Below are 25,449 nucleotides of genomic sequence, written 5' to 3'. Positions count from 1 at the left end.
GGCCATGCCGGGCTCTCGCATGGTTCCAGACCCGGCGTGGAATGGGGGGGGTGGAATCGGGCGATGGGAAGGAGCGATGCCGGGGCCATGACGGCGCGGGATTCGCGGACCGCCTTTGCAGTCCGGCGGGGAGGATGATAGGCGCCGGGGGTGATCCATCTCCTCCTCTGGTACTGGGGGCGGCGGGGCGGCGGGGCGCAGCACACGCTGAACCTGGCGCGGGCCCTGGCGCGGCGGCCCGATATCCGGCTCGGCCTGTCCCTGGCGGACCGGCTCGACGCGCTGGAGGCCTTCCGCGCGCTGGATGCCGATCTGGAGGTGGTGCAAACCTTCCGGGGCGCGCCGGGCGCCCTGGCCGGGCTGGCGCGGCTGCCGTCGCTGCGCGGTGGGCTGGTGGCGCAGGCGCGGCGGATGCGGGCGGACCTGGTGCTGTCCGCCATGAACCATGTCTGGACGCCCTTCGTGGCCCCGGCCCTGCCCCGGGCGGGCATCGCCTACGTGCCCTCGGTGCACGATGCGCGGCCGCATCCGGGGGACCCTTCGCTGCTGTGGAACTGGCGGCTGCGGCGGGAACTGGAGGCGGCGCGGGCGGCGGTGGTGTTCTCCGAGGCGGTGGAGCGGGAGGTGGCGGCGTTGCGGCCGGGCCTGCCGGTGCTGCGCCTGCCGCTGGGGGTGCCCGTGGAGACGTCCATGGAGGCGTCCATGGAGACATTCGTGGGGCCGGTGCCGGGGCAGTTCCTCTTTTTCGGCCGGCTGCGGGCCTACAAGGGGCTGGACCTGCTGCGCGATGCCTTCCGCCTGCTGCGGCAGCGGCACCCGGAGGCGACGCTGCGGGTGGTGGGCGAAGGCGATGCGGAAGCCTGCGCGCCGGGGCTTTCCGCCCTGCCGGGCGTGGTGGTGGAGCCGCGCTGGGTGGCGGATGCGGAGATCCCGGCCCTGCTGCGGCGGGCCTGGGCGGTGGTGCTGCCCTATCGCGAGGCGAGCCAGTCCGGCGTGCTGTCGCAGGCCTTGGCGCTCGGCGTGCCGGTGGTGGCGACGCCGGTTGGCGGGCTGGCGGAGCAGTTCGCCCCCGGTGACGCGGAGGCGCACCGGGCAGCCCCCGGCGTGGTGGCGGAGGCGGCCGAGGCCCCTGCCCTGGCGGCGGCCATGGCACGGCTGCTGGAGCCGGGGGCGCGGGACGGGTTCTCGCGCGCCGCGCTGGCGGCCGGGGCGGGGCTGCGGGACTGGGACGGACAGGCGGCGATGCTGGTGGAGGGGCTGCGCCGGCTGGGCCTCGGGCAGGAGGGGGCATGAGCCCGTTGCACCGGTTGTGGCAGGCGCTGCCGCGCGGATTGCGGCGCGAGGCGCTGTTCGGCGGGGCCGCGCTGCTGGCGCCGCGCCCGGCACGGCCGGAACCGGACGGCGCGGGGCCGCTCCATGTCGCAGGCTATCTCGGGGCCGCCACCGGGCTGGGCGAAGGCGCACGGATGATGCTGCGCGCCATGAACGAGGCCGGGCTGGGCGCGGCGGGGATCGACCTGACCGCGGCGCAGCGGCAGGGGCCGCCCTTGCCGGAGCGGGAGATCGCGGGCGGGAACCTGCTGCCCGGCGCGGTGCCTGAGGGGCCGGGGACCATCGTGCTGCATGTGAACGGTCCGATGCTGCCCTGGGCGCTGCTGGCGCTGGGGCGGCGGGCCGTGGCGGGCAAGCGGCTGATCGCCTACTGGGCCTGGGAGCTGCCGGAACTGCCGGCGGACTGGCGGCGGGGCTATGGCGCCTGCCACCGGATCTGGGCACCGAGCCGCTTCTGCGCCGAGGTCTTCGCCCGGCCCATGGCGGGGCGGCCGGGCTTCGTGGCGCCGCTGGTGGTGCCGCACCCACCGCCGCGGCCCGATCCCTCGCCGCTGGGGCGGGCGGATTTCGGCCTGCCGGACGGGGCCTTCGTGGGGCTGAGCATCTTCGACGCGACTTCCTCCCTGTGGCGCAAGAACCCGATGGCGGCGATCGAGGCGCACCGCCTGGCCTTCGGGGATTCGCCGGAGCATGTGCTGGTGCTGAAGACCCATGGCACGGCGCGGGCCGGGGCGGCCTGGGAGGAGGTGGCGCGGGCAGCGGCGGCGCGGCCGAACGTGCGGGTGCTGGATGCCGCCCTGCCCCGGCGCGACCTCTGGGCGCTGACCGCCTGCTGCGACGCGCTGGTCTCGCTGCACCGGGCCGAGGGCTATGGGCTGACCATCGCCGAGGCGATGGCGCTGGGGCGGCCGGTGGTGGCCACGGGATGGTCGGGCAACGTGGATTTCATGACCGGGCCGGGCTGCTTCGCCGTGCCCTGGCGGCTGGTGCCGGCGCGGGACCCGCAGGCGACCTATGCGCTGCCGGGGGCGATGTGGGCCGAGGCCGATGTGGAGGCGGCGGCGGCCGCATTGCGCCGGGTGGCGGGTGATCCGGCGCTGCGGCACCTGTCCCCGGCGCGGCTGCCGGTGCCGGACTACCGCGCCGCCCTGGCGGGGTGAGCGGGACGGGCGGTGCCGGGGAAGGCCCCGCGGCGGGAAAGCGCGGAGTTTTGCGCTCGGGCGATCACAACCGGGCAGCGAACGATCTGGCCAAGCATGGCAGGCGCCGCTAAAGCGCGGCTTGTATCGTTTCGAGGCGGGGGACCATGCCGAAAGCGTTGATCACCGGGGTGACGGGCCAGGACGGCGCCTATCTCTCGCAACTGCTGCTGGAGAAGGGCTACGAGGTCTATGGGCTGGTGCGGCGCTCTTCCTCCTCCGACGTGGTGGACGAGCGGCTGCGCTGGCTGGGGATCGCCGGGCAGGTGCGGGTCATGGACGGCAACCTGATCGACATCAGCTCGCTGATCCGCGTGCTGAACGAGGTGAAGCCGGACGAGGTCTATAACCTCGGCGCGCAGAGCTTCGTGAAGACCTCCTGGAACCAGCCGCTGCTGACCGGGCAGGTGACGGCGCTAGGGGCGAACAACATCCTGGAGGCGGTGCGTCTGGTGGCGCCGCAGGCGCGCTTCTACCAGGCCTCCTCCTCCGAGATGTACGGGCTGGTGCAGCATCCGGTCCAGAGCGAGAAGACCCCGTTCTATCCGCGCAGCCCCTATGCGGTGGCGAAGCTCTACGCGCACTGGATGACGGTGAACTACCGCGAGAGCTTCGGGCTGCACGCTTCCTCGGGCATCCTGTTCAACCATGAGAGCCCGCTGCGGGGCATCGAGTTCGTCACCCGCAAGGTCACGGACGGGGCGGCGCGGATCAAGCTCGGCAAGGCGACCGAGCTGAAGATGGGCAACCTCGACGCCAAGCGCGACTGGGGCCATGCCAAGGACTATGTCCGGGCGATGCACCTGATGCTGCAGCAGGAGGTGCCGGACGACTACGTGGTCGCCACCGGGCGCACCACCACGGTGCGCGACATGTGCCGGATCGCCTTCGGGCATGTCGGGCTGGACTACGAGGAGTTCGTGAAGGTCGATCCGGCCTTCCTGCGCCCGGCCGAGGTGGACCTGCTGCTGGGCGATCCCTCCAAGGCCAAGGAGAAGCTGGGCTGGACGCCGGAGATCAGCCTGGAGGAGATGATCAAGGAGATGGTGGACGCCGACCTGTTCCGCCACCGCTCGCGGATGGGCTGAGGCCGGTGTCCGGCGCGGCCCCGGAGTCCGCTTCCATGAGGCGCATCCTCGTCACCGGGGCCGGCGGCTTCGTCGGCGGCCATCTGCTGCCGGTGCTGCGCCGGCACTTCCCGGCGGCGCGGCTGATCGCCGCCAGCCGGGATGGCGAGAAGCACGTGCCCGGGGCGGACGAGACGCTGGAGATGGACCTCCTGGGCGGCGATCTCGCCGGGCGGGTGCGGGAGGCGACGCCGGATGCGGTGCTGCACCTCGCGGCGCAGGCCTCGGTGCCGGTCTCCTTCCGCGACCCGCGCCTGACCTGGCGGACCAACCTGGACGGGACGCTGGCGCTGGCGGAGGCGGTGCTGGAGGCGGCACCGGCGGCGCGCTTCGTCCATGTCTCCTCGGCGGAGATCTACGGCCTGTCCTTCCAGGCGGGCGTCCCGCTGACGGAGGAGGCGCTGCCGCGCCCGGCCAACCCCTATGCGGCCTCGAAGGCGGCGGCGGACATCGCCATCGGCGAGATGGCGCTGCGCGGGCTGAAGGCGGTGCGGATGCGGCCCTTCAACCAGACCGGGCCGGGGCAGTCGGACGGCTTCGTGGTCGGCGCCTTCGCGCATCAGGTGGCGCGGATCGCGGCCGGGAAGCAGGAGCCGGTGATCCGGACCGGGGCGCTGGACCGCTGGCGCGACTTCCTGGACGTGCGCGATGTCTGCGAGGGCTATGCGCTGGCGCTGGCGGCGGATCTGATGCCGGGGGTGGTGATCAACCTCGCCACCGGCGAGCCGCGCAAGGTGGGCGACATCCTGGAGGCGCTGCTCGCCCTGGCCGGGGTCGAGGCCCGGGTGGAGCAGGAGGCGTCGCGGCTGCGGCCCACCGATGTGGAGCGCACCGCGGGCGATATCGGCGCGGCGCGGCGCCTGCTGGGCTGGGCGCCGCGCATCCCCTGGGAGACCACGCTGGCCGACATGCTGGCGGACTGGCGGGCGCGGGTGGCGGCGGAGGGCTGAGCCGGCCGCCCTGCCGCCAGGCGTGGCGGGATACGCGCCGCCCTGGGATGATGGCCCGCGCGGCCCGTTTCGAGACATGCGGCGGCCGGGGTGCGGAGCGTCCGATGTGGTGTTTCCAGGGGATCGGCATCTGATCTAAGCAGGCAGCCTCGCACCGAGGTTGCCCGATGCATCGTCTCGTCCCGTGCTTCCTGCCACTCGCCCTCGCCGTCCTGGCCGGCACGACCGGGGCGCATGCCCAGGAGGGTGTCCCGGGGGAAAGCCGGACCGGGCCAGCGAGCGCCACGGCGAGCCATAGCTGCGACCCGCTGGCGCATGGCGCCCGGGGTGACGGCGCCACCGACAACACCGCCGCGATCCAGGCGGCGATCGATGCCTGCTCGGCACGGGGCGGCGGGCGGGTGAGCTTCGGGGACGGGGTGTTCCTGACCGGACCGATCGCGCTGAAGGACCATGTGACGCTGGAACTGGCGCGCGGCACGCGGCTGCGCGCCGTGGCGCAGGCGGACCGCTTCGTCTGGGCCTTCATCGGCCGCCCCTTCCGCCCGCACGAGGCGCTGATCTCCGGGGTGAATGTCAGCGATGTCGGCATCATCGGCGAGGGCACGATCGACGGCCAGGGCGCGGAGCTGTGGTGGCCGGCGGCCGTGGCGGCGCGGGAGGCCATGCGGGCGGGGGCGAAGAGCTGGGGCCCGGGGATGGAGAAGGTGCCGGCCAGCGACGGGCTGCCGCGACCCTGGCTGATCGAGTTCTACAACGCCCGGCGGGTGTTGCTGCGGGGCGTCCATCTGACCAACGCGCCGATGTGGACGGTGGCGCTGCGTTATTCCGAGGATGTGGTGATGCGCGACGTGCGGATCGCCAATGCGCCGGATTCGCCGAACACGGACGGCATCGACATCGTGTCCTCGCGCAAGGTGTCGCTGTCGAACCTCTCCATCGATACGGGCAATGACGGCATCGCCATCAAGGCCGGCCTGCCGGGCCCCGACATGCCGAAGCGCGCGGCGCGCAACATCACCATCAGCAACGTGCGCTTCGGCCACGGGCATGGGCTGGCGATCGGCAGCGAGTTGGCGCATGGCGTGGAGCATGTGCGGATCAACGGCGCCCATTTCACCGGGACGCAGTACGGCATCCGGATCAAGGCCGGGCGGGACCGGGGCGGCGATGTCGGCGACGTGCTGGTGCGGCATGCGCGGATGACGGATGTGGCGGTGCCGATCTCGATCGACACCTCCTATCCGGGCGAGCCACGGGAAGCGGCCCAAACGGGGAGTCCGGCAGGTACCGTGGCCACCGGGAATGCCGTGGCCGGGGCGATGGCCGCGCGGGCGGAAGCCGCCATGCCGGTGACGCCGCTGACACCGCATATCCACGACGTCACGATCCAGCACCTCTTCGCCAGCGGCGCGCGCCGGGCGGGACTGCTGGCCGGGCTGCCGGAGGCGCCGCTGCGCGACATCCGCCTGCAACATGTCAGCATCGCCTCGCGCGGCGAAGGGATGGTGCTGCGGCATGTCGAGGGCAGCTTCAGCGGGGTGAAGATCACCGCCGCCCGGGGGAAGCCCGTCGAGGAAGGGCCGAAGACCCAGGTGGCGGTGCTGGAGGCGCCCTGAGGCTGGGGGCGTCGCTCTCGTGGCTGGCCCCGGGGGAGGCTCCGCCTGCCCCCGGAACCCCCACCGCTGGGGGAATGGTATTCCCCCAGACCCCGCCTTTCGCTGGCGCCGGGTGGCAAGGTCAGACTGCGGCCTGATCCCTGGCAGCAGGTGGATCGGCGGGGCTCCCGAAGAGAAAGAACAGCATCTCCGCGCTGACGGCGACCGCAGCCGCCGGAGAGCGATGCTCTCCGGCGCGATCCGACAGCAGCAAGAGCCAACGAACCGGGTCCAGGGCCTGCGAGGTTCTGGCGGATGGGGGGCCAAAGGGGGAGTTCTGGGGGTGAAGGCGGAGCCTTCCCCCCGGGGGACGCGCCCCGATCAGCCCTTGGCCATGTCCAGCGGCGGCGGGATCTCGGACGGGATGGGGCTTTCGTAGCGCTGACCTTCGAGGCGGCGGGCGAGGTCGGCCTTGGCGCGGGCGATGATCTCCGGATTCTCCAGCGCCGCCGTGGCGGTGGCGGCCATCACCTTGGCGGCGTGGATCATGCCCTTGTGTGCATGGGGGCTCTGTCCCTGGGCGGTGAGCTGCCAGGAATGGAAGGGCGTGCCTGTGGCACAGGTGGCACCATGGGCCTGCACCGTGGGGACGACCCAGGAGACGTCGCCCACATCGGTGGAGCCGACGGCGGGCTTCCGGGGGGCGTCGAGCGGCACGATGGTGTCGCAGAGGTCCATCGACGGGTCGAAGGGCAGGCCGGCGCTGCGGAAGGCGGCGCGGATGTCGCCCTGGTCCAGCGTGCCGCGGATGGTGGCGGCATAGGCGCGGTCGGCCTCGTCGAATTCCGGCGGGCCGAGGCGGTCGAACTCGGCCTGCATGGCCTCTTCCAGCGGGCGGTTGCCGACGAGGTTGGAGAAGGCGCTGACGACCTTCACCGACAGCGTGGTTTCCGTCATCAGCGCGGCGCCCTCGGCGATCTTCCGCACGCGCTCGAACAGCGCTCGCATGCCGGCGACGTCGGTGTTGCGGATGGCGTAGCGGACCTTGGCGCGGGGCTGCACGACGTTGGGGGCGATGCCGCCGGCGTCGAGGATGGCGTAATGGACGCGGGCCTCGCTGTTCATGTGCTCGCGCATGTAGTTGACGCCGACATTCATCAGTTCGACGGCATCGAGGGCGGAGCGGCCGAGTTCCGGTGCAGCGGCGGCGTGCGAGGCACGGCCGGTGAAGGTGAAGTCCACGCGGGTGTTGGCGAGCGCGATGGCGGGCGCGACGCCAGCGAAGGAATCCGGGTGCCAGGTGATGGCGATGTCGGCATCGTCGAAGAGGCCGGCGCGGACCATGAAGGTCTTGCCGGCGCCGCCTTCCTCGGCGGGGCAGCCATAGTAGCGGACACGGCCCTGGATACCGCGCTCGGCCAGCCAGTCCTTCACCGCCGTGGCGGCGAAGAGCGCGCCGGCGCCGAGGAGGTTGTGGCCGCAGCCGTGGCCGGCGCCGTTCTGGCCTTCCACCGGCTTCGGCTCGGCGAGGCCGGCCTGCTGCGACAGGCCTGGCAGGGCATCGTATTCGCCCAGGATGGCGATGACGGGGCCGCCCTCCCCGGCCTCCGCCATGATGGCGGTGGGAATGCCGGCGACGCCGGTCTCGACACGGAAGCCCTGTTGCTCCAACGCCTCGACATGGGCGGCGGCGGATCTGTGCTCGGTGTAGAGGGGTTCGGGCGTTTCCCAGACACGGTCGGCGAGGGCGATCATCTCGTCCCGCTTCGCGTCCACGAGTTGCCAGATGCGCGGGGTGTTGCGCATGTCGGAGGTCTCCTCGGCCGGTTGTATCCAGGAGCGTCTCATGGGCCGGGGAGATCGTGCTGTCCAGAAGGGGACAGGAGCGAAGCGCCAGTGCCTGGACCGGCGCCTAGATCGCGGCGTTGGTCATCCGCAGCCGGTGCGCCAGTTCCCCCATGATCCACCAGGCGAAATGCGGGACCTCGTCCACCGCGAAGCGGAACTTGCGGTTGTCGATGGCCGCGACCTCGCAGGCCGTCACGGCCTCGGCGGTGACGGTGCGGTTCTCCTCGTCGAGCAGGGACAGGATGCCGAGGGCCTGGCCGGGGCCGATCGTCTCGATGATCCGGTCGCCGCGGCGGACCTCCACCTCACCGCTCAGCAGGACATACATGCAGTGTGCGCTGTCACCTTCGCGGAAAATGTGATCCCCCGGACCGAAGTTGAGCACCGTGCCCAGGGAGCGCGAGATCTGCCGCATGTCCGGCATCGCCGTCCGAGTATCGAGCATCGCTTTCTTTCCCGCAGGCCAACCCTGCGGGCTCATTTTTACATTTCGATGTCAGAATGGAAGACACGAGAAAGCGAGGGGAGATTCCGCCCGCCGGACGGTCGCGCCCACCGGGGCGGCAGGGGCCGGGATCACGCCGGAAGACGGAAGGGCGAGCGGTCCGGATCAGGTTCGGGCATGGCGGCCAGCAGCGTGCGGGCATAGTCCGAGGCCGGCGCCTGGAACACCTGCTCCGTCTCGCCTTCCTCCACGAGCTGGCCACGGTAGATCAGCGCCACGCGGTCGCAGATGTAGCGGATCACGCCCAGGTCGTGGCTGATGAAGAAGTAGGTGAGGCCGAGCTGGGCCTGGAGTTCATGCAGCAGGTTCAGCACCTGGGCCTGCACGGAGACGTCGAGGGCGGAGGTGGGTTCGTCAAGGATCAGGAAGTCGGGCTTCGTGGCCAGGGCGCGGGCGATGCCGATGCGCTGGCGCTGGCCACCGGAGAATTCGTGCGGGAAGCGCGAGAGGTGCTGCGTGCCGAGGCCGACGCGCTGGAGGAGTTCCGCCGCACGGTCGAGGCGGCCGCGCGCGTCGAGGCCCATGCGGTCACGGTGGATCTCCATCGGCTCGCAAAGGATGTCGCGAACGCTCATGCGCGGGTTCAGCGAGGCGTAGGGGTCCTGGAACACGATCTGCACGCGGGCACGCAGGCGGCGCAGCTCGGCGGGCTTCAGCGTGGCGAGGTCGGTGCCGTCGAAGAGGATGCGGCCGGCGGAGACTTCCTCCAGCCGCAGGATGCATCGGGTGAGCGTGGTCTTGCCGGAGCCGGATTCGCCGACCAGGCCGAAACTCTCCCCCTGGCGGACGGAGAGGGAGACGTCGCGCAGCGCGCGGACCTCGGCGGCGGGGGTGCCGAACAGGCCGGACAGGCCCTTGCGGGCGCCGCCATAGGTCTTGGTGACGTGCTCGATGCGGAGCATCAGGCGGCCTCCTCGCGCGCTCGGGCGGCGACGAGGCAGGCGGCCTCGTGGCCCGTGTCGGGATGGGAGCCAAAGCGCTCCATCGGCGGTAGTGCGGCGTTGCAGGCGGGCTCGGCCCAGGGACAGCGGGTGGCGAAGCGGCAGCCGGGCGGCGGGGCGATCAGGTTGGGCACGGTGCCGGGCAGGCCCTGAAGTTCGCCACGCCTCGTGCCGGCGGTGGGGACGGCGGCCATCAGCGCACGGGTGTAGGGGTGAACGGGGTGCTTCAGCACCTCACGCACCGGGCCGGCCTCGGCGACATTGCCTGCATACATCACCGCGACATGGGTGCAGAGCTGCGCCACCACGCCGAGATTGTGGGTGATGAACAGCACGCCGAGGCGGTGCTCGCGCACCAGGTCGTGGATCAGCCGCAAGATCTGCGCCTGCACGGAAACGTCGAGCGCCGTGGTGGGCTCGTCGGCGATCAGCAGGTCTGGGCGGCCCGCCAGCGCCATGGCGATCAGCACGCGTTGGCGCATGCCGCCGGAGAACTGGTGCGGATAGTCCGCGAGGCGCGCGGCGGCGTCGGGGATGCCCACCTCCTCCAGTGCCTCCACCGCACGGCGGCGGGCGGCCTGGCGCATCGCGCGGCGCGAGGCACCGGGCGCGAGGCCCAGCAGCCCCGGGTCGGCGCGGCCGGCATGGAGCGCGACATCGGTGATCTGCTCACCGATGGTGAAGACAGGGTTCAGGTTCGTGGTCGGGTCCTGGAAGATCATGCCGATGCGGCGGCCGCGCAGGGCGCGCATCTCCTCCTCGCTCGCGCGGAGGAGGTCCCTGCCCTCGAAGCGGATCTCCCCCCGGATGTAGCGCGCCGGGGGCGAGGGCACGAGGCGCGAGACCGAAAGGCCGGTCAGGGACTTGCCGCAGCCCGTCTCGCCGACGATGCCCCAGATCTCGCCGCGTTCGACGGTAAGGTCGATGCCGTTCAGCACATGCGCCTCGCCCTCGAAGGAGCGCATCGCCAGGTGCAGGTCGCGGATTTCCAGCAGCGCCATGGTTCAGGTCGTCCTTGCTGCCCTTGGGGAAGGCCCTGCCGGCCTTCGGCGCCTGCGGCCGCCGCGCGTACTGCCGCCATCGAGCTTCTTTAGGGCGCTGCCTTGCCACCGGTGCCCGGGGAGCGGCCAACGATGCGCGCCAGCCGCGTGCGCCCACTCCAGGCGGGGTCTCGGGGAGATACCATCCCCCTGAGCGGAGAGGGGTCCGGGGAGAGGCGGAGCCTCGCCCCGGGATGCGGAAGGCCGGATCATCAGCGACGGGCCTTCGGGTCCAGCACGTCGCGCAGCCCGTCGCCGAGAAGGTTGAAGCCGAAGACGGCGAGGAAGATGGCGAGGCCAGGGAAGATCGCCGTCCACCAGTAGTCGGGCATGTTGCCACGGGCGACGGAGAGGAGGGAGCCCCATTCCGGCGTGGGGGGCTTCACGCCGATGCCGATGAAGCCGAGCGAGGCGACGGTGAGGATGGCGAAGCCCATGTCGAGCGACATCTTCACGATGATGGGGCTCATGATGTTCGGCAGGATGTGGCGGAAGAGCAGGCGGGCGGTGCCGGCGCCGACGGCGCGGGCGGCGATGACGAACTGCTCCTCCTTCTTCGCGATGACCTCGCCGCGCACGAGGCGGGCATAGCCGGGCCACCAGGACAGGGTGATGGCGACGACCATGTTCAGCAGGCCGGGGCCGAGGGCGGCGGCGACCGCCATGGCGAGGATGAGGCCGGGCACGGTGAGCATCAGGTCGGAGAGGCGCATCAGCACCTCGTCCACCCAGCCGCCGAGGAAGCCCGCCAGGGCGCCGACCAGGATGCCCACGGTGCTGCCGAGGATCACGACGGCGAGGCCGGAGAGGAGGGAGATGCGGGTGCCGGCGACGGTGAGGGAGAGCACGTCCTGCCCGACCTCGTTGGTGCCGAACCAGTGCGCGGCGGAGGGTGGGATGAAGCGGGAGGCGGTGTCCACCATGCCCGCGACATGCTGCGGATAGGGAATGATGGCGGGGCCGATCGCGGCGAGCAGGAGCAGGAAGGCCACGATGGCGAGGCCGAGGATCGAGACCCAGGAGCTGCGGAAGCGGTAGAGGCCGCGGCGCCAGCGGTCGGAACGGGCGGCGGTGTCGGTTTCCACGAGACTGGCGGTGACGTCGCTCATCCGAGGCGGACCCTTGGGTTCAGCAGGCCGTAGAGCAGGTCCACGATCAGGTTCACGGTGATGAAGAGCGCGCCGATGCAGAGGGTGACGCCGATGATCGGCATGAAGTCCTGGCTCAGCACGGCCTGGGTGGCATAGAGGCCGATGCCCGGCCAGTCGAAGACGGTCTCCACCAGCACCGTGCCGCCGAGCAGCCAGCCGAAATACAGGCCGATGACGGTGAGCGTGGCAGAGACGGCGTTCTTCAGCACGTATTTGAACAGGATCTGCCGGCCCGGCAGGCCGAGGGCGCGCTCGGTGGTGACGTAGTCCTGGCCCAGCACCTCGATGGTCGAGGCGCGCATCATCCGCATGATGGTGGCGAGCGGCGAGAGGCACATCGCGATGGCGGGGAGCGCCAGGTATTGCAGAGCGACGCCGAAGGCGTGGAGGTTGCCGCTGGCCAGCGCGTCGATGGTGAGGAAGCCGGTGATGGTGGGCGGCGGGTCCTCGGTCAGCGGGAAGCGGCCGGAAAGGGGCAGCCAGCCGAGCCACATGGCGAAGGCGAGCTGGAAGACCAAACCCAGGAAGAAGCGCGGCATGGAGATGGCGCCGAGCGAGACGGTGCGGGACAGGAAGTCGGGCCAGCGGTTGCGGTACACCGCGGCGAGCAGGCCGGCGGGGATGCCGAGGCCGACGGCCAGGATCATCGCAGCCAGAACGAGCTCCAGCGTGGCGGGAAGATAGACGGCGAGATCCTCCGCCACCGGGCGGCGGGTGAAGATGGAAACGCCCCAGTCGCCGCGCAGCAGCCCGGTCGCGTAGTCCCAGTACTGGAGGACGAAGGGGCGGTCGAGGCCGAACTCCCGCGCGACCGAGGCGATGTCGGCGGCGCTGGCGTTCGGCCCGGCGGCGAGGCGGACGGGATCGCCGGGCAGCAGGCGGGCGATGCAGAAGACCAGGATGGACAGCCCCACCAGCACCGGCACCAGCAGGAGGATGCGCCTGAGGATGTAGCGGATCATGAGGAGGCCGTTCCGTGCGTCAGAGCTTGGGCGTCAGAGCTTGGGCGTCAGAGCGAGAGTGGGAAGAGCTCGGGCGCGTTGGAGGCAACGGGGGTGAAGCTGTAGCCCTTCACCGTGTTGCGCATGGCGAGCTTGCGCTTCTCCAGCACGCCGAAGATGTCGCAGGCATCCTCCATCACGGTCTGCTGGAACTGCGCGTAGAGGGCGTCGCGCTTCGCCGGGTCCTGCTCGGCGCGGGCCTGCTCGATCAGCGCGTCCACCTTCGGGTTGTTGTAGACGGGGTTCTGCCAGTTGCCGTTCCGCGAGGAATGGAAGCCCGCATAGGCGAGGTTGTCCGGGTCTCCGTAGTTGGCGGTCTGGTAGACGGGGAAGAAGTCCGCCAGCGTTTCGGGCGAACGGCAGGAGGCGACGAGGTCCGGCCAGGTGGCGGTGCGGATCTCCAGCTCGATGCCCAGCGGGCGCAGGCTGTCGAGCAGGATCAGCGCCCAGCGGCGCTGCTGCTCCAGCCCCGCGACATGGGTGATGGCGAGCTTGATGCCCCCGTTCGGCGAGGACGACTTCGCCAGGAAGCCCTTCGCCTTCTCCAGGTCCATGCGCCAGGGGGTGAGGCTCTTGTCGAAGCCCTGGATCGTGGGCGGCAGCGGGCCGGTCATCAGGTCGGCATAGCCGGCCACGTCGAGCATCGCCTGGTAGTTGAAGGCGCAGCTCACCGCGCGGCGGAGATTGGCATCCGCCAGCGGGCCGTGGCGGGTGTTCATCTTGATCTGGAAGGTGCGGTACTCGGGCTCGATCACCAGCTCGACACCGGGGCGTCCCTTCAGCGTGTCCATGTCCTCGGAGGTGAGGTCGAGGGCGACCTGAGCCTCGCCGCGCTGGACCATCAGGCGCTGCGTCGCGGTTTCGCGCGTGATCTTCCAGATGGCGCCGGTGAGGTTGCCGCCGCCGCCCTTCCTCCAGCCATCGGCCACGCGCTCCAGCTCGTAGAGGTTGCCCGCCTCGGCGCGGCGGACGGAGAAGGGGCCGGAGCCGGCGATGTTGGAGCGCAGCCAGGTCTGGCCATCATCCGCGCCCTTGTTGGCCTCGGCCTGCTTCGGGTTCACGACCCAGATCCAGGGCAGGACGCTGAGGAAGGGCACGAAGGGGGTGGCGAGGCGGAAGCGGACGGTATGGTCGTCCACCGCCTCGATGCCGCCGGGCACGACGATGTTCTGGATCATCCAGACATTGCCGCGGTTGAGCCGCAGGATGCGCTCGAAGGAGTAGCGCACCGCCTCCGCCGTGACGGGGGTGCCGTCGTGGAACTTCGCGGCGGGGTCCAGGTGGAAGGTGTAGGTCCGGCCGTCCTCGGAGATGTCCCAGCTCCGGGCGAGACGTGGCTCCGGCTTCGGCGGGTTGCCGGTGACGCCGACCAGGCTGTCATAGGTGTTGCGCAGCAGCCAGGAGGAGGAATAGCCCGTCGCCACATGCGGGTCGAAGTTCGGGATGTCCTGGTTGCTGGCGAGGACCAGGATGCGGCGCGATTGCGCCGAGGCCGGTTGCAGCAGGGACAGTGCGGGCAGGGCGGCGCCGGCGGCCAGGAGGGCGCGGCGCGTGGGGGTGATGCTCATGCTCTTCCGTTCCTTCAGGCCGTGACCGTGGTCTTGGCGGCGCCGTAGTCGCGCGTGGCGCCTTCCGGCGTGACCATGCCCAGACGCACATCCCGTGCCAGCGCCGCAGGGTCGCGCTTCGCCGGATCGCCATAGCCGGAACCGCCGTTGACGGTGATCTCGACGATCTGGTGCGGGCTGCCGACCTCCACCATCTCGCCGGGGCCGCAATCATGCAGCTCCCGGCCGTCGAGGTCGATGATGCGGCCGCGTGCCCCCGTGCCCGGGCGGCCGCCGAAGAGGCCGTCGATGTGGTTGGTAACGCCCTCCGGATAGACGGAAACCAGGGTGGTGCGGCCGTCATCGGTGAGCTTGCGCAGGCGCACGCGCTGCCCGAGGCCGCCGCGGAACTGGCCGGCGCCGCCCGTGTCGGGGACGTAGGTCTTCTCCACCACCAGCACCGGGGCGCGGCTCTCGAAGAGCTCGATCGAGGTGTTGGAGGCCGAGGTGGGCCAGAGCAGGGCGGACTTGCCGTCACCCTGGGCCGAGGCGCCCTGTCCGCCGCCGACGAAGAGGTGGTCGGAATAGAGGTTGCCCTCGGCATCCTGGCCATAGACGTTGGTGGCGACCGGCAGGCCGGTATTGGCCTGCACCAGCCTCGGCGCCGCTTCGGACAGGGCACGGAAGATGTTGGGGGCGAGATACCAGCCGGTGCGGGTGCGCATGTTCACCGCCGCCGGGCGGCGCGGGTTCAGGATCGAGCCCTCCGGTGCCTCCACGGTGAAGGGGCGGTAGCAGCCGGCATTGCCGCGTACGTTCGGCGTCAGCATGCACTTGAGCGGATAGGTCGCGTGCGCCGCCGTGTAGTTCAGGGTGGAGTTCAGCCCGCCCTGGGGAAGCTGCGGCGGGGCGCCGTCGAAGTCGAGGTCGATGGTGTCGCCCGCGACGGTGAGCTTCAGCGGGTAGCGAAGCTCCTTGCCCAGCGGGTTGTTGCGGATCTCGGCATGGTAGTCGCCATCCGGCAGGGCGGCGATGGCGTCGCGCATCGCCTTCTCGGAACGGCCCTGCACCACCGCCGCCAGGGCGCGCAGATCGCTCATGCCGTAGTCGCGCATGAAGGAGAGCAGGCGCTCGCCGCCCAGGGCATTGGCGGCGACGAAGGAGTGCAGGTCGCCCAGCACCTGGTCCGGGTTGCGGACATTCTCGCGGAACAGGGTGAAGAAGGTGTCATTCGCCACGCCCGCGTCGAAGAGCTTCATCGGCGGGATCTGGAAGCCCTCCTCGAAGATCTCGCGCGCCTTCAGGGCATCCTTGGTGCCGCCGATGTCGGAAACATGGCCCACCGTGCCCATCAGCCCGACGACCTTGCCCTCCCGGAAGACGGGGGTGACGATGGCGATGTCGAAGAGGTGCCCGGCGCAGAGCCAGGGGTCGTTGGTGATCAGCACGTCGCCGGGCTTCAGCGTCTCCGCCGGATACTTCTCCAGCAGCGCCTTCACCGCGCGCGGCAGGGTCAGGTTGAAGACCGGCATGGCGCGCGGGGAATGCGCCAGGGTCTCGCCCTCCGGGTCCAGCAGCTCGCAGGCGAAGTCCTGGCTCTCGGAGATGATGAGGGAGAAGGCGGTGCGCACCACCGTCAGCCACATCTCCTCCACCACGTTCACGAGGCGCGACCACATGATCTCCAGCGCGATCGGGTCGGCCTCGATGCGCGCCATGGCCTCGGCCAGCGGCATCTCCGCCGTCACCAGCTCGCCCACCATGGCAGGGGCGGCAATGGCGATGCGCAGGTTCAGCGTGTCGTCCACCCGCACCGCGTCGCCGGGCGGAACGATGGTGGTGGCCTCGCGCTCCTCGATGATGGCGGGGCCGGGGATGCGGTCGCCGCTGGCGAGCGCGTAGCGGTCATAGACCTTGGCCTCCTGCCAGCCACCCTCGAACCAGGCGCGGCGCGTGCCCTTCACCGCCTTGCTCGTGTCGCCGCCGCCGACCGCGCCGGTGAGCGACAGCTTCGGCTCCGGGCCGACGCAGCGGACGCGGAAGTTGATCGCCTCCATCCGCGCGCCCTCGTACACCGAGGTGTAGCGGGCGGCGTAGATACGGGTGAAGCGGGCGCGGATCTCGCCCAGGCTCGCCGCGCCGATCTCGCCCGCGGGCAGATCCACGGCGATGTCGTGCATCTGGCCGACCAGGCGCATGTCGGCGGAACGCTCGACGCGGATGGCCTCCGGCGCCACGCCCGCTTCCGCGAGCCGCGCGCGGCCCTCGGCCTCCAGCTCCGCGAGCAGGGCGTTCAGACGGGCGGCGTCGAAGCCCTCCGAGAATTCCAGCGGCAGGGAGCGCACCAGCTCGAAGGAAAGCGGCGCGGCGAGGAAGCCCAGCGCCGAGGCGGCGCCGGAGGCCGGCGGGATGATCACCTCACGCACGCCCAGCGCGCGGGCCACGTCGGCGGCATGGGCCGGGCCGGCGCCGCCGAAGCCGACCATGGCATAGGCGCGCGGGTCCTTGCCCTTTTCCACCAGATGGACGCGGGCGGCGGCAGCCATGCTTTCCACCACGACCTTGTGGATGCCCCAGGCGGCTTCCATCACGCCGAGGCCCAGCGGCTTCGCCACGCTTTCCACCGCGCGTTCCGCCGCCGGCTTGTCCAGCGACATGCGGCCGCCGAGGAAGAAGCCCGGATCGTAGTAGCCGAGGACGAGGTTGGCATCCGTCACGGTCGGCTTCGTGCCGCCCATGCCGTAGCAGGCCGGGCCGGGGTCGGAACCGGCGGAATGCGGGCCGACCTTCAGCAGCCCGACCTCGTCGATGCCGGCGATGGAGCCGCCGCCGGCGCCGATCTCGATCATGTCGATCACGGGCGCCTTGATCGGCAGGCCGGAGCCCTTGCTGAAGCGGTGGACGCGGCCCGCCTCCAGCATCGGGGCGATCTCGACGCGCCCGTCCTCCACCATGCAGGCCTTGGCGGTGGTGCCGCCCATGTCGAAGGAGATGACGTCCTTCTTGCCCGCCAGCTCGCCGAACAGCGCGGTGGCGAGGCCGCCGCCGGCCGGGCCGGATTCCAGCAGGCGGATCGGGAAGGCGCGCGCCGTGGCGGGGGAGACGAGACCACCCGCCGAGTGCATCAGCCGCAGCGCGCCGGTGAAGCCGCGCGCCGCCAGCTCGCGCTCCAGGCGCTTCAGGTAGCGGTCCATCAGCGGCTGCACATAGGCGTTGGCGCAGGTGGTGACGCAGCGCTGGTACTCCCACATCTCGGCCACCACCTCGGCGGAAAGGGAGACGGCCAGCTCGGGGAATTCCTCGCGCGCGATGCGGCCCACGGCCTGCTCGTGCTCCGGATTGCGGTAGGCGTGCAGGAAGCAGACGCCCACCGCCTCCACGCCCGCTTCGAGCAGGGTGCGGAAGGCGGCACGGACGGCGGCCTCGTCCAGCACCTCGACCACGCGACCGTCGCGGTCCAGGCGCTCGGCGACCTCCAGCCGCAGGTCGCGCGGCACCAGCGGTTCGGGGAAGCCGAGGAAGAGGTCGTAGATGTCGTAGCGCTGCTCCGTGCCCATCTCCAGCACGTCGCGGAAGCCCTGGGTGGTGATCAGGCCGAGCTTCGCGCCCTTGCGCTCGATGACGGCGTTGGTGACCAGCGTGGTGCCGTGGATGATCTCGCCGACCTCGGCCAGCGTGATGCCGCCCATGGCCACCAGCTCCTCCAGCCCCAGCAGCGCGGCTTCCGAGGGGTCGTGCGGCGTGGTCAGGCGCTTGTGCAGCCGCACCGTGCCTTCCGCCGCGTCATAGAGGATGAAGTCGGTGAAGGTGCCGCCGATGTCGAAGCCGATGCGCCAGCGGTTCAGGGAGGGGGCGTTGTTTGCCATGGGCTCGCTCTCGGTGGTCATACCAGGGGTCATGCCGCGGGGCTCAGGCGGCGTCGCGGGCGGCGGTGCTGGACGGATCGCCCAGCAGAGCGCCGATGGCGCGGGCCTCGCGCAGCATCGCGGCCAGGATGTCGTCGCGCTCCGCCTCGGTGACGATGGCGGAGGGATAGACGATGCAGAGGCTGACCTCCTCGCCGCTGGCCGGGTCGCCCAGGGCGGTGGCGAGGGAGTCGATGCCGGGATTGGCCTCGTGATGCGCGACCTCGTAGCCGCGCTCCCGGATGCGGGCGAGGCGCTGGAGGAGGTCCTCCATGTCGCGCGGCGAATTCGGCGAAGGCGGCTGCAACGGCTCGGGAAAGAGGGCGCGCACCGCCTCGTCGCCGAGCCGCGCCAGGAGCGAGCGGCCGGTGGCGGTGGCGGCGGCGGAAAGACGCTCGCCGATCGGGGTGCCGACGCGCAGGAGCTGCGAGCCCTCGTGATAGGTGAGGCCCATCACGTCGCGCCCGTCGCGAATGCTGACATAGCCCGTATGGCCGCAGTCGCGGGAAATGCGCGAGACCGCCGCATGCGCCTGGCTGAGCAGCGGCGAGCCGCGGCGGTAGGTGTGCCCCATCTCGAACATCAGCAGCCCGGCGCGGTAGCGGCGCGTGCCGGGCACCTGTTCCAGGAACCCGGCCTCCCGCATGGCGCGCAGCAGGCGCGAGGCATTGCTCTTCGGCATGCCGAGCAGGCTCGTCACCTCGGTCAGGCTGAGTTCGAGGCGATGCGCGGAGAAGCAGCGCAGCACGTCGGCGGCGTTGGAAAGGATGCTCATGAAGTTCCGTTTTCTGGAACCATGGTTGCGTTATTCGGGAATGCTAGTTTGTGCTGCGCTGCGTAAGCAAGCGGTGTTCTGGCCCCGATCCCACAAAAACTGGTAGGTTCCGGGGTGCGAAGTGGCGTCGTTTCCGGCTGAACGGTGAAGTTCCGAGCAAGGCCGGATGGCGGAATGGGCAGGTTGGTCTTGGTGGAAGCCCCCGGGGGAAAGGCTCTGCCTTCACCCCCGGACCCCCCCATCCGCCAGGACCCTGCGGGCCCTGGACCCGGTTCGTTGGTTGTTGCTGACGCCGGATCGCGCCGGAGAGCCATGCTCTCCGGCGACTGTGGGCGTCGCCAGCGCGGAGATGCAGTTTTTCCTCTTCGGCAGCCCCGCCGATCCACCTGCTCCCAGGGATCAGGCCGTAGTCTGACCTTGCAACCCGGCGCCAACCCAAGGCGGGGTCTGGGGGAATACCATTCCCCCAGCGGTGGGGGTTCCGGGGGCAGGCGGAGCCTCCCCCGGGGGCCACCACCGGAAAGACGCCTCAGCCCGTGGCGGTGCGGTGCCCGTCCAGGGCGTAGGTCTCCTCCGCCGTACGGTGGAAGAGCCAGGCCTGGTCCTCGGCCGGCAGGGCGGCGGCGATGCGCTTGAAGCCGGTGAAGATCGTGTCGAAGCTGGCGCAGAGGCCGTCCACCGGAAAGTTACTGGCGAACATGGCGCGGCGCGGGCCGAAGATGGCGATGGTCTCGCGCACGATCCAGCCGTTGTCCTCGGCGGTCCAGGCATGCCCGGGGCGGCCGAGGCCGGAGATCTTCACGACGGTGTTCGGATGCTCGGCGAAGTGCGTCATGGCGGCATGCCATCCGGCGAGGGCATCGGGGCTGCGGTCGGAGGGCAGGCCGGTGTGGTTGAGGATGATGCGCGTGCGGGGGAAGTCGCGGGCGAGGCGCCCGGCCTCGGGCAGGTTCCACCAGGGGGTCTGAAGGTCGAAATGCAGGCCCAGGCTCTCCAGCGCGGCATAGCCGCGGCGCCAGTGCTCGTCCGACATCAGCGTGCGTTCCCCGTCGCGGGCGGCCTGGGGCGTGGCGGGGCCGCCGGGCTTGTGGCGGACGCTGCGCACCAGCGGGAAACCGGCCTGGGTGGCGAGCACGGCTTCCGCATCGGGGTGGTGCAGCCAGGCCTGGGCGACCATGGCATCGGGCAGGCCGTAGCCCGCCGCGAGGCCGCTGACGAAACGGGTCTCGCCGATCGGGTCGGCGGGGTCCCATTCAGCCTCCATGTAGACCGTGGCGCGGATGTCGTGGCCCGCCGCATCGGCCCGGTAGTCGGGCGGGAGATAGGGGCGCATCAGCGGCGTGGTGTCGCCGTAGCGGAAGTTCGGCAGCTTTCCCTCCGGCGTCAGCCAGGGGTAGCGGCCGTTGCGCGGGTCCCAGATATGGTGGTGGGCATCCACCATGGGACCGGTCCAGAGCGGGGCGGCCTGTCCCTGCCTCACTTCGCGGCCTCCCGCCCGGCGAGGGGCACCAGGAGCGTGCCGAGTATGTAAAGCGCGGCACAGCCGGAGAAGAAGTGCAGCACCACGGTGTAGGAGCCGGTCGCCTGCAGGATCATGCCGGCGATGATGGGGATGGCGATGCCACCGAGGCTGCCGGCGAAGTTCATCATGCCACCGACCAGCCCGACCTTGTCGGCGGGGGCGAGCAGGGCCGGGAAGCTCCAGTAGAGGCTGCCGAAGCAGAGCAGGAAGACGGTGGCGGAGAGCAGCGCCACGGCGGCGACGGGATCGGCGATGGTGGGCAGCAGCAGGAAGGCGGCGAGCACACCGAGGCCGGAGAGGCAGAGCATCGCCTTCAGCACGAGGCTGCGCGGCAGGCCGCGCCGCTGGAGCGCATCGGCGCCGAAGCCGGCGGTGAGCGAGCCGAGGAAGCCGCAGACGAAAATCACCGCCATGGCGCCACCGAGCTGCTTCAGGTCGAAGCCGCGCGCCTGGGCGAGATAGCTGGGGCCCCAGGTGATCAGGCCGAAATTCATCATCGCCCAGCCGCAGCGGCCGAGCATGACCGGGGCCACGGCGCGGGGCGCGAGCGGCGTGCCGGCGGGCACGGCCTGAGCCATGCCGGGGACGGGGGTGCGGATGTGTTCGAGTTCCGCCGCGTTCACGCCGGGATGCACCGCCGGATCGTCGCGCAGGTAGCGCCAGGCGATGAGGCCGGCGCCGATGGTCACGATGCCCGCCACGGCGAAGGCGAGGCGCCAGGAATCCAGCGTGTAGATCAGCCAGGCGATGACGCCGCCGCCGAGCCCGGCGCCGAGATAGGAGCCGCTGTCCATCAGCACCGCGCCGCGCCCGCGTTCGCGCGGGGAAAGCCACAGGGCGTTGAGCTTGCCGCCGGCGGGGAAAAGCGGCGCCTCCGAGGCGCCGAGGCCGAGGCGGGTGACGAGCAGGGAGAGGCCGCCGGTGGCGAAGGCGGCCAGGGTCTGGAAGGCGCCCCAGGCCAGGGTGGAGATGGTGACGACGCGGCTGGGACCCATGCGGTCGATCAGGTAGCCGCCGGGAACCTGGAGCAGCGCGTAGGTCCAGAAGAAGGAGCTGAGGATGAGCCCCTGCATGGTGGGGGAAAGGCCGAGCTCATGCGCGATGGTCGGCATGCCGACCGAGAGGGTGGTGCGGTCGGCGAGGTTGATCACGGTCAGCAACGCGATCACGCCGAAGATACGCCAGCGGACGCCGCTCCTGGCCGACGCGGGCACCCCTATTGCCGGTGAATGCGTGGTGCTCATTCCGGTTTTCCTCCCCGTTTCGTATAACTGAATACAGAATTCTTCGTGCAGCAAGCAGAAACGTGGGGGTATCGGGGCGTCGGGGTTCCTGCCTGTCAGGCGGCGTGGCGGCGTCATGCTTCCCGGGGGAAAGGCTCCGCCTTTCGCCCCGGCCCCCCTATCCGTCCGGACCCTGCAGGCCCTGGGCCTCATTCGCTGGCCCGCGCTGACGCCGGATCGCGCCGGAGAACCAAGCTCTCCGGCGACCGCCGACGCGGCCGACGCGGACAAATGTTCTTCTTTTCGGAAGCCCCGCTGATCCGCGTGCTCTCCGGGGATCAGGCGTCAGGCTGACAGCCACCACCAGCGCCAACGAAAGCCCGGGGTCTGGGGACCGGCTTCGGTCCCCAGCGGAGGGGGACCGGGGGAGGCGGAGCCTCCGCCCGGGGGTAACACCCGCCGCAACGGCGGGGGGAAATTCAGGGCGTGGTCAGGCCCCGTCCTTCGAGCAGGCCGGAAAGCGGGCCGCCGGAGAAACCCATGGCGCGGCGGGCGAAGAAGCGCTTGAGCGGTGGCAGGCGGTCCACCGCCGCGATGCCCAGGCGGCGGGCGAGGCGCAGCGGCGGCAGGTCGTTGCCGAAAAGGCGTTCCAGCGCATGGGTGGCGCCGAGCATCAGCAGCGCATCCGGGCGGCGGGCGGACTGGTAGCGGGCCAGGACCTTGGGGGAGCCGGGGTCCTGCCCCGCATGGACGGCCTCGATCGCGCATTCGGCCAGGGCGGCGACGTCGCGGAAGCCGAGATTGAGCCCCTGCCCCGCGATCGGGTGGATGCCATGGGCGGCGTCGCCCACCAGAGCAAGGCGCGTGTCCACGAAGCGGGCGGCCTGCATGGCGGTCAGGGGATAGGACCAGCGGCGGCCGATGACGTGCACCGCGCCGAGATGGCTGCCCAGGCGGCGCAGGATCTCGCGCGACAGGGCCGCGTCGTCCATGGCCATGAAGCGCGCCGCCAGGGCGCTGCGGTCGGACCAGACGATGGCGGAGGCATGGGGGTGTTCCGGCGTGCCGGCCAGGGGGAGCTGCGCGAAGGGGCCGTTGGGCAGGAACTGCTCCAGCGCCAAACCGCCGTGCGGGCGCTCGTGGGCGATGGCGAAGACCATGCCGGTCTGGTGGTAGTCGAGCCCGGCGGTGCCGATGCCGGCGGCGCGGCGCAACGGGCTGCGGCGGCCCTCGGCGCCGACCACGAGGCGGGCAGCGATCTCCGTACCGTCGGCCAGGGCGACCAGGGCCGCCTCCGCGGTGCGGGTGACATGGGGCCGGGCCGGGGCGAAGACATGCAGGCGCGGCAGATGCGGCAGGGCGGCGTTCAGGGCGACGCGGAGGGAGCGGGCCTCCACCATCCAGCCGAAGGCGGGCTCGCCCAGGTCGGCAGCGTCGAAATGCAGGTCGAACGGCGAGGCGGGCTCGCCAGGGCGGCCATCGGCCACGCGGATGCGGGTGATCGGACAGGGCTCGTCGGGCAGGCGCGACCAGATGCCCGCGGCCTCCAGCAGGTTGCGGGAGGAGGCGGCAATGGCATAGGCGCGGCCGTCGAATTCGGGCCGCTCCATCGGCGGAAGGGGGGCGGTGTCCACCACCGCGACCTCCAGCCCCGCCGCCGCCAGGGTGGCGGCCAGGGTCGCCCCCACCGGGCCCGCGCCCATCACGCAGGCCTCGACCTCGATCCGTTTCGTCATGCCTGCCATCCTGCCGTATTGCACAGGTTTTGGGCAGGGGGTGGCGGGGCTTTCCTGCCCTTCCGTGAAATCAACCGCACGGAATGCGTGCATCCTGCCCATTGTCCGCCTTGGCACGCGCTTCGCATCTCATGCGCCGAGAAGGATCGAAGGGGGCTCCGGCCGAATGAAGCTGGTCATGGCGATCATCAAGCCCTTCAAGCTGGATGAGGTACGGGAGGCGCTCACGCCCCTGGGCATCCAGGGGCTGACGGTGACGGAGGTGAAGGGTTTTGGCCGGCAGAAGGGCCAGACCGAGATCTACCGTGGTGCCGAGTACCATGTGAGCTTCCTGCCGAAGCTCAAGATCGAGGTCGCCGTCGCCAACGACATGGTGGACGCGGTTGTGGAGGCCATCGCCACCACGGCCCGCACTGGCAAGATCGGTGACGGAAAGATTTTCGTGTTGGATGTGGAGCGGGTCATGCGGATTCGCACCGGCGAGACCGACGACGCCGCGCTCTGAGGGGGAATGATGAGCGAGTTGATGAAGACGCGGGCCCGCCGCGCGGCGGGCTGCGCCTTGGCGGCCCTGCCTGTGCTGATGCTGGCGCTGCCGGTGCTGGCGCAGACCACGCCGGCGGCACCCGAGGCGGTGCCGGTGGCGCCGTCCACGCCCGATACCGGCGACACGGCCTGGATGCTGACCAGCACGGCGCTCGTGCTGATGATGACCATCCCGGGCCTGGCGCTGTTCTATGCGGGCATGGTGCGCAAGAAGAACGTGCTGGCCACCATGATGCAGTCCTTCTCGGTCGCGGCGCTCGCCACGATCGTGTGGATGGTGGCGGGCTATTCGATCGCCTTCGGCGAGGGCAACGCCTATGTCGGTGACCTGTCCAAGCTGCTGCTGAACGGCGTGGCGGAGAACTGGAACGCCCCCTTCACGCTGGGCTCGGGCGACGGGGCGGTGGCCTTCACCATTCCCGAGACGGTCTTCCTGACCTTCCAGATGACCTTCGCGATCATCACGCCCGCGCTGATCAGCGGCGCCTATGCGGACCGCATGAAGTTCTCGGCGATGGTGGCCTTCACCATCCTGTGGCTGCTGGTCGTCTATTGCCCGATCGCGCACTGGGTCTGGCATCCGAACGGCTGGATCTTCGCGCTCGGCGCGCTGGACTTCGCCGGCGGCACGGTGGTGCACATCAACGCGGGCGTGGCGGGCCTCGTCTGCGCCGTGGTGCTGGGCAAGCGCGTGGGCCTCGGCCACGACAACATGTCGCCCTTCAACCTGGGCCTGGCCGTGATCGGCGCCTCGCTGCTCTGGGTGGGCTGGTTCGGCTTCAACGCGGGCTCGGCGGGTGCCGCCGGCGGCCGCGCGGGCATGGCCATGCTGGTGACGCAGGTCGCCGCGGCGGCCGCGACCCTGGCCTGGGTCTTCGTAGAATGGGCGGTGAAGGGGAAGCCTTCCGTGCTCGGCGCCATTTCCGGCGCGGTGGCGGGGCTGGTCGCCATCACCCCGGCGGCGGGCTTCGTGCTGCCGGTGCCGGCGCTGGTGATCGGCGTGGTCGCGGGCCTGACCGGCTTCTGGGGCGCGACCGCGCTCAAGCACTGGTGCGGCTATGACGACAGCCTCGATGCCTTCGGCGTGCACGGGCTCTGCGGCATCGTCGGCGCGTTGCTGACGGGCTTCTTCGCCTATGGCCCGCTTTCCGCCACCACGGCGGCGCCGGACGGCACGGCCGGCTCGATGGCGCAGTTCATGATCCAGCTCTACGCGGTGCTCTCGACCTTCATCTACACCGGCGTCATGACCTGGATCATCCTCAAGATCGTCGATGTGGTGATCGGGCTGCGCGTGACCACCGAGGAAGAGCGCGAGGGCCTCGACATCGTGCTGCACGGCGAGCGCCTGGAGTAAGGCGCAGCCTCGCCGCACCGGGCGGGGCGACAGGAAGGGCGTCGGCGGGGGAAACCCGGCCGGCGCCCTTCGCATTCGTGGTTCCCGTGCGGGGTTCGGGTTTGTGGTTGGGGGACGGACGGGGCAACCTGCGCTCCGGCCAGCCG

General features: G+C 71.0%; 19 protein-coding genes. 7 read left to right on the top strand and 12 right to left on the bottom strand.

What is annotated here, in order from left to right; genetic code table 11:
- The first annotated feature begins 150 nt into the window (after positions 1–150).
- The 5 genes from RGI145_RS01445 to RGI145_RS01425 all read left to right on the top strand — a co-directional run bounded on the left by RGI145_RS01445 (position 151) and on the right by RGI145_RS01425 (position 6,227).
- A complete protein-coding gene (locus RGI145_RS01445; protein ID WP_075796929.1) occupies positions 151–1,293 on the top strand; it encodes a glycosyltransferase family 4 protein in 1,143 nt (380 codons plus the stop codon).
- A complete protein-coding gene (locus RGI145_RS01440; protein WP_075796928.1) occupies positions 1,290–2,492 on the top strand; it encodes a glycosyltransferase in 1,203 nt (400 codons plus the stop codon). Before RGI145_RS01445 ends, RGI145_RS01440 begins: the two co-directional genes overlap by 4 nt.
- A 146-nt stretch (positions 2,493–2,638) precedes the next feature.
- Positions 2,639–3,619 (top strand): GDP-mannose 4,6-dehydratase, encoded by a 981-nt coding sequence (gene gmd, locus RGI145_RS01435; RefSeq protein ID WP_075796927.1) that lies wholly within the window; start codon positions 2,639–2,641, stop codon positions 3,617–3,619.
- 35 nt (positions 3,620–3,654) lie between these two features.
- Complete coding sequence (locus RGI145_RS01430) at positions 3,655–4,608, top strand: GDP-mannose 4,6-dehydratase (RefSeq protein WP_075796926.1); 954 nt, start codon at positions 3,655–3,657, stop codon at positions 4,606–4,608.
- Positions 4,609–4,775: 167 nt separating this feature from the next.
- The gene (locus RGI145_RS01425) at positions 4,776–6,227 is read left to right on the top strand and encodes a glycoside hydrolase family 28 protein (RefSeq protein WP_083670266.1); all 1,452 of its coding nucleotides are present in this window, start codon (positions 4,776–4,778) and stop codon (positions 6,225–6,227) included.
- A gap of 360 nt (positions 6,228–6,587) precedes the next feature.
- On the opposite strand, the gene RGI145_RS01420 is transcribed toward RGI145_RS01425, so the two are convergent.
- The 12 genes from RGI145_RS01420 to RGI145_RS01365 all read right to left on the bottom strand — a co-directional run bounded on the left by RGI145_RS01420 (position 6,588) and on the right by RGI145_RS01365 (position 23,400).
- Positions 6,588–8,012, bottom strand: coding sequence for a M20 family metallopeptidase (locus RGI145_RS01420; RefSeq protein ID WP_075796925.1), 1,425 nt, complete (start codon positions 8,010–8,012; stop codon positions 6,588–6,590).
- Between the two features lie 106 nt (positions 8,013–8,118).
- A complete protein-coding gene (locus RGI145_RS01415) occupies positions 8,119–8,499 on the bottom strand; it encodes a Crp/Fnr family transcriptional regulator (RefSeq protein ID WP_167668219.1) in 381 nt (126 codons plus the stop codon).
- Positions 8,500–8,630: 131 nt separating this feature from the next.
- Complete coding sequence (locus tag RGI145_RS01410; RefSeq protein WP_075796924.1) at positions 8,631–9,461, bottom strand: ATP-binding cassette domain-containing protein; 831 nt, start codon at positions 9,459–9,461, stop codon at positions 8,631–8,633.
- Positions 9,461–10,501, bottom strand: a complete 1,041-nt coding sequence (locus RGI145_RS01405; RefSeq protein ID WP_075796923.1) for an ABC transporter ATP-binding protein — start codon at positions 10,499–10,501, stop codon at positions 9,461–9,463. The genes RGI145_RS01410 and RGI145_RS01405 overlap by 1 nt, the downstream gene beginning before the upstream one ends.
- Before the next feature lie 251 nt (positions 10,502–10,752).
- Positions 10,753–11,649 (bottom strand): ABC transporter permease, encoded by an 897-nt coding sequence (locus tag RGI145_RS01400; protein ID WP_075796922.1) that lies wholly within the window; start codon positions 11,647–11,649, stop codon positions 10,753–10,755.
- Entirely contained in the window at positions 11,646–12,653 is a 1,008-nt protein-coding gene (locus RGI145_RS01395) for an ABC transporter permease (RefSeq protein ID WP_075796921.1), read from the bottom strand. The genes RGI145_RS01400 and RGI145_RS01395 overlap by 4 nt, the downstream gene beginning before the upstream one ends.
- Positions 12,654–12,700: 47 nt before the next feature.
- Positions 12,701–14,260: an ABC transporter substrate-binding protein gene (locus RGI145_RS01390; RefSeq protein WP_075796920.1), complete on the bottom strand. Its 1,560-nt coding sequence runs from the start codon at positions 14,258–14,260 to the stop codon at positions 12,701–12,703.
- Positions 14,261–14,274: 14 nt separating this feature from the next.
- Positions 14,275–18,138, bottom strand: a complete 3,864-nt coding sequence (locus tag RGI145_RS01385) for a hydantoinase B/oxoprolinase family protein (RefSeq protein WP_237183162.1) — start codon at positions 18,136–18,138, stop codon at positions 14,275–14,277.
- 10 nt (positions 18,139–18,148) lie between these two features.
- On the bottom strand, positions 18,149–18,919 hold the full coding sequence (locus RGI145_RS01380) for an IclR family transcriptional regulator (RefSeq protein ID WP_075796919.1): 771 nt from the start codon (positions 18,917–18,919) through the stop codon (positions 18,149–18,151).
- A gap of 529 nt (positions 18,920–19,448) precedes the next feature.
- Positions 19,449–20,399 carry an amidohydrolase family protein gene (locus tag RGI145_RS01375; RefSeq protein ID WP_208863907.1) on the bottom strand — a complete coding sequence of 317 codons (951 nt, stop codon included), beginning with the start codon at positions 20,397–20,399 and terminating at the stop codon, positions 19,449–19,451.
- On the bottom strand, positions 20,396–21,685 hold the full coding sequence (locus RGI145_RS01370) for an MFS transporter (RefSeq protein WP_075796917.1): 1,290 nt from the start codon (positions 21,683–21,685) through the stop codon (positions 20,396–20,398). Before RGI145_RS01370 ends, RGI145_RS01375 begins: the two co-directional genes overlap by 4 nt.
- Positions 21,686–22,143: 458 nt before the next feature.
- Positions 22,144–23,400 carry a UbiH/UbiF/VisC/COQ6 family ubiquinone biosynthesis hydroxylase gene (locus RGI145_RS01365; RefSeq protein WP_075796916.1) on the bottom strand — a complete coding sequence of 419 codons (1,257 nt, stop codon included), beginning with the start codon at positions 23,398–23,400 and terminating at the stop codon, positions 22,144–22,146.
- A gap of 166 nt (positions 23,401–23,566) precedes the next feature.
- Here RGI145_RS01365 and RGI145_RS01360 point away from each other — a divergent pair, with 166 nt between their 5' ends.
- Entirely contained in the window at positions 23,567–23,905 is a 339-nt protein-coding gene (locus RGI145_RS01360; protein WP_058390621.1) for a P-II family nitrogen regulator, read from the top strand.
- A gap of 21 nt (positions 23,906–23,926) precedes the next feature.
- A complete protein-coding gene (locus RGI145_RS01355; protein ID WP_156878619.1) occupies positions 23,927–25,303 on the top strand; it encodes an ammonium transporter in 1,377 nt (458 codons plus the stop codon).
- Positions 25,304–25,449 lie beyond the last annotated feature (146 nt).

The organism is Roseomonas gilardii (assembly GCF_001941945.1).
Lineage (GTDB): Bacteria > Pseudomonadota > Alphaproteobacteria > Acetobacterales > Acetobacteraceae > Roseomonas.
This window is presented reverse-complemented; position numbering and strand designations above follow the sequence as displayed.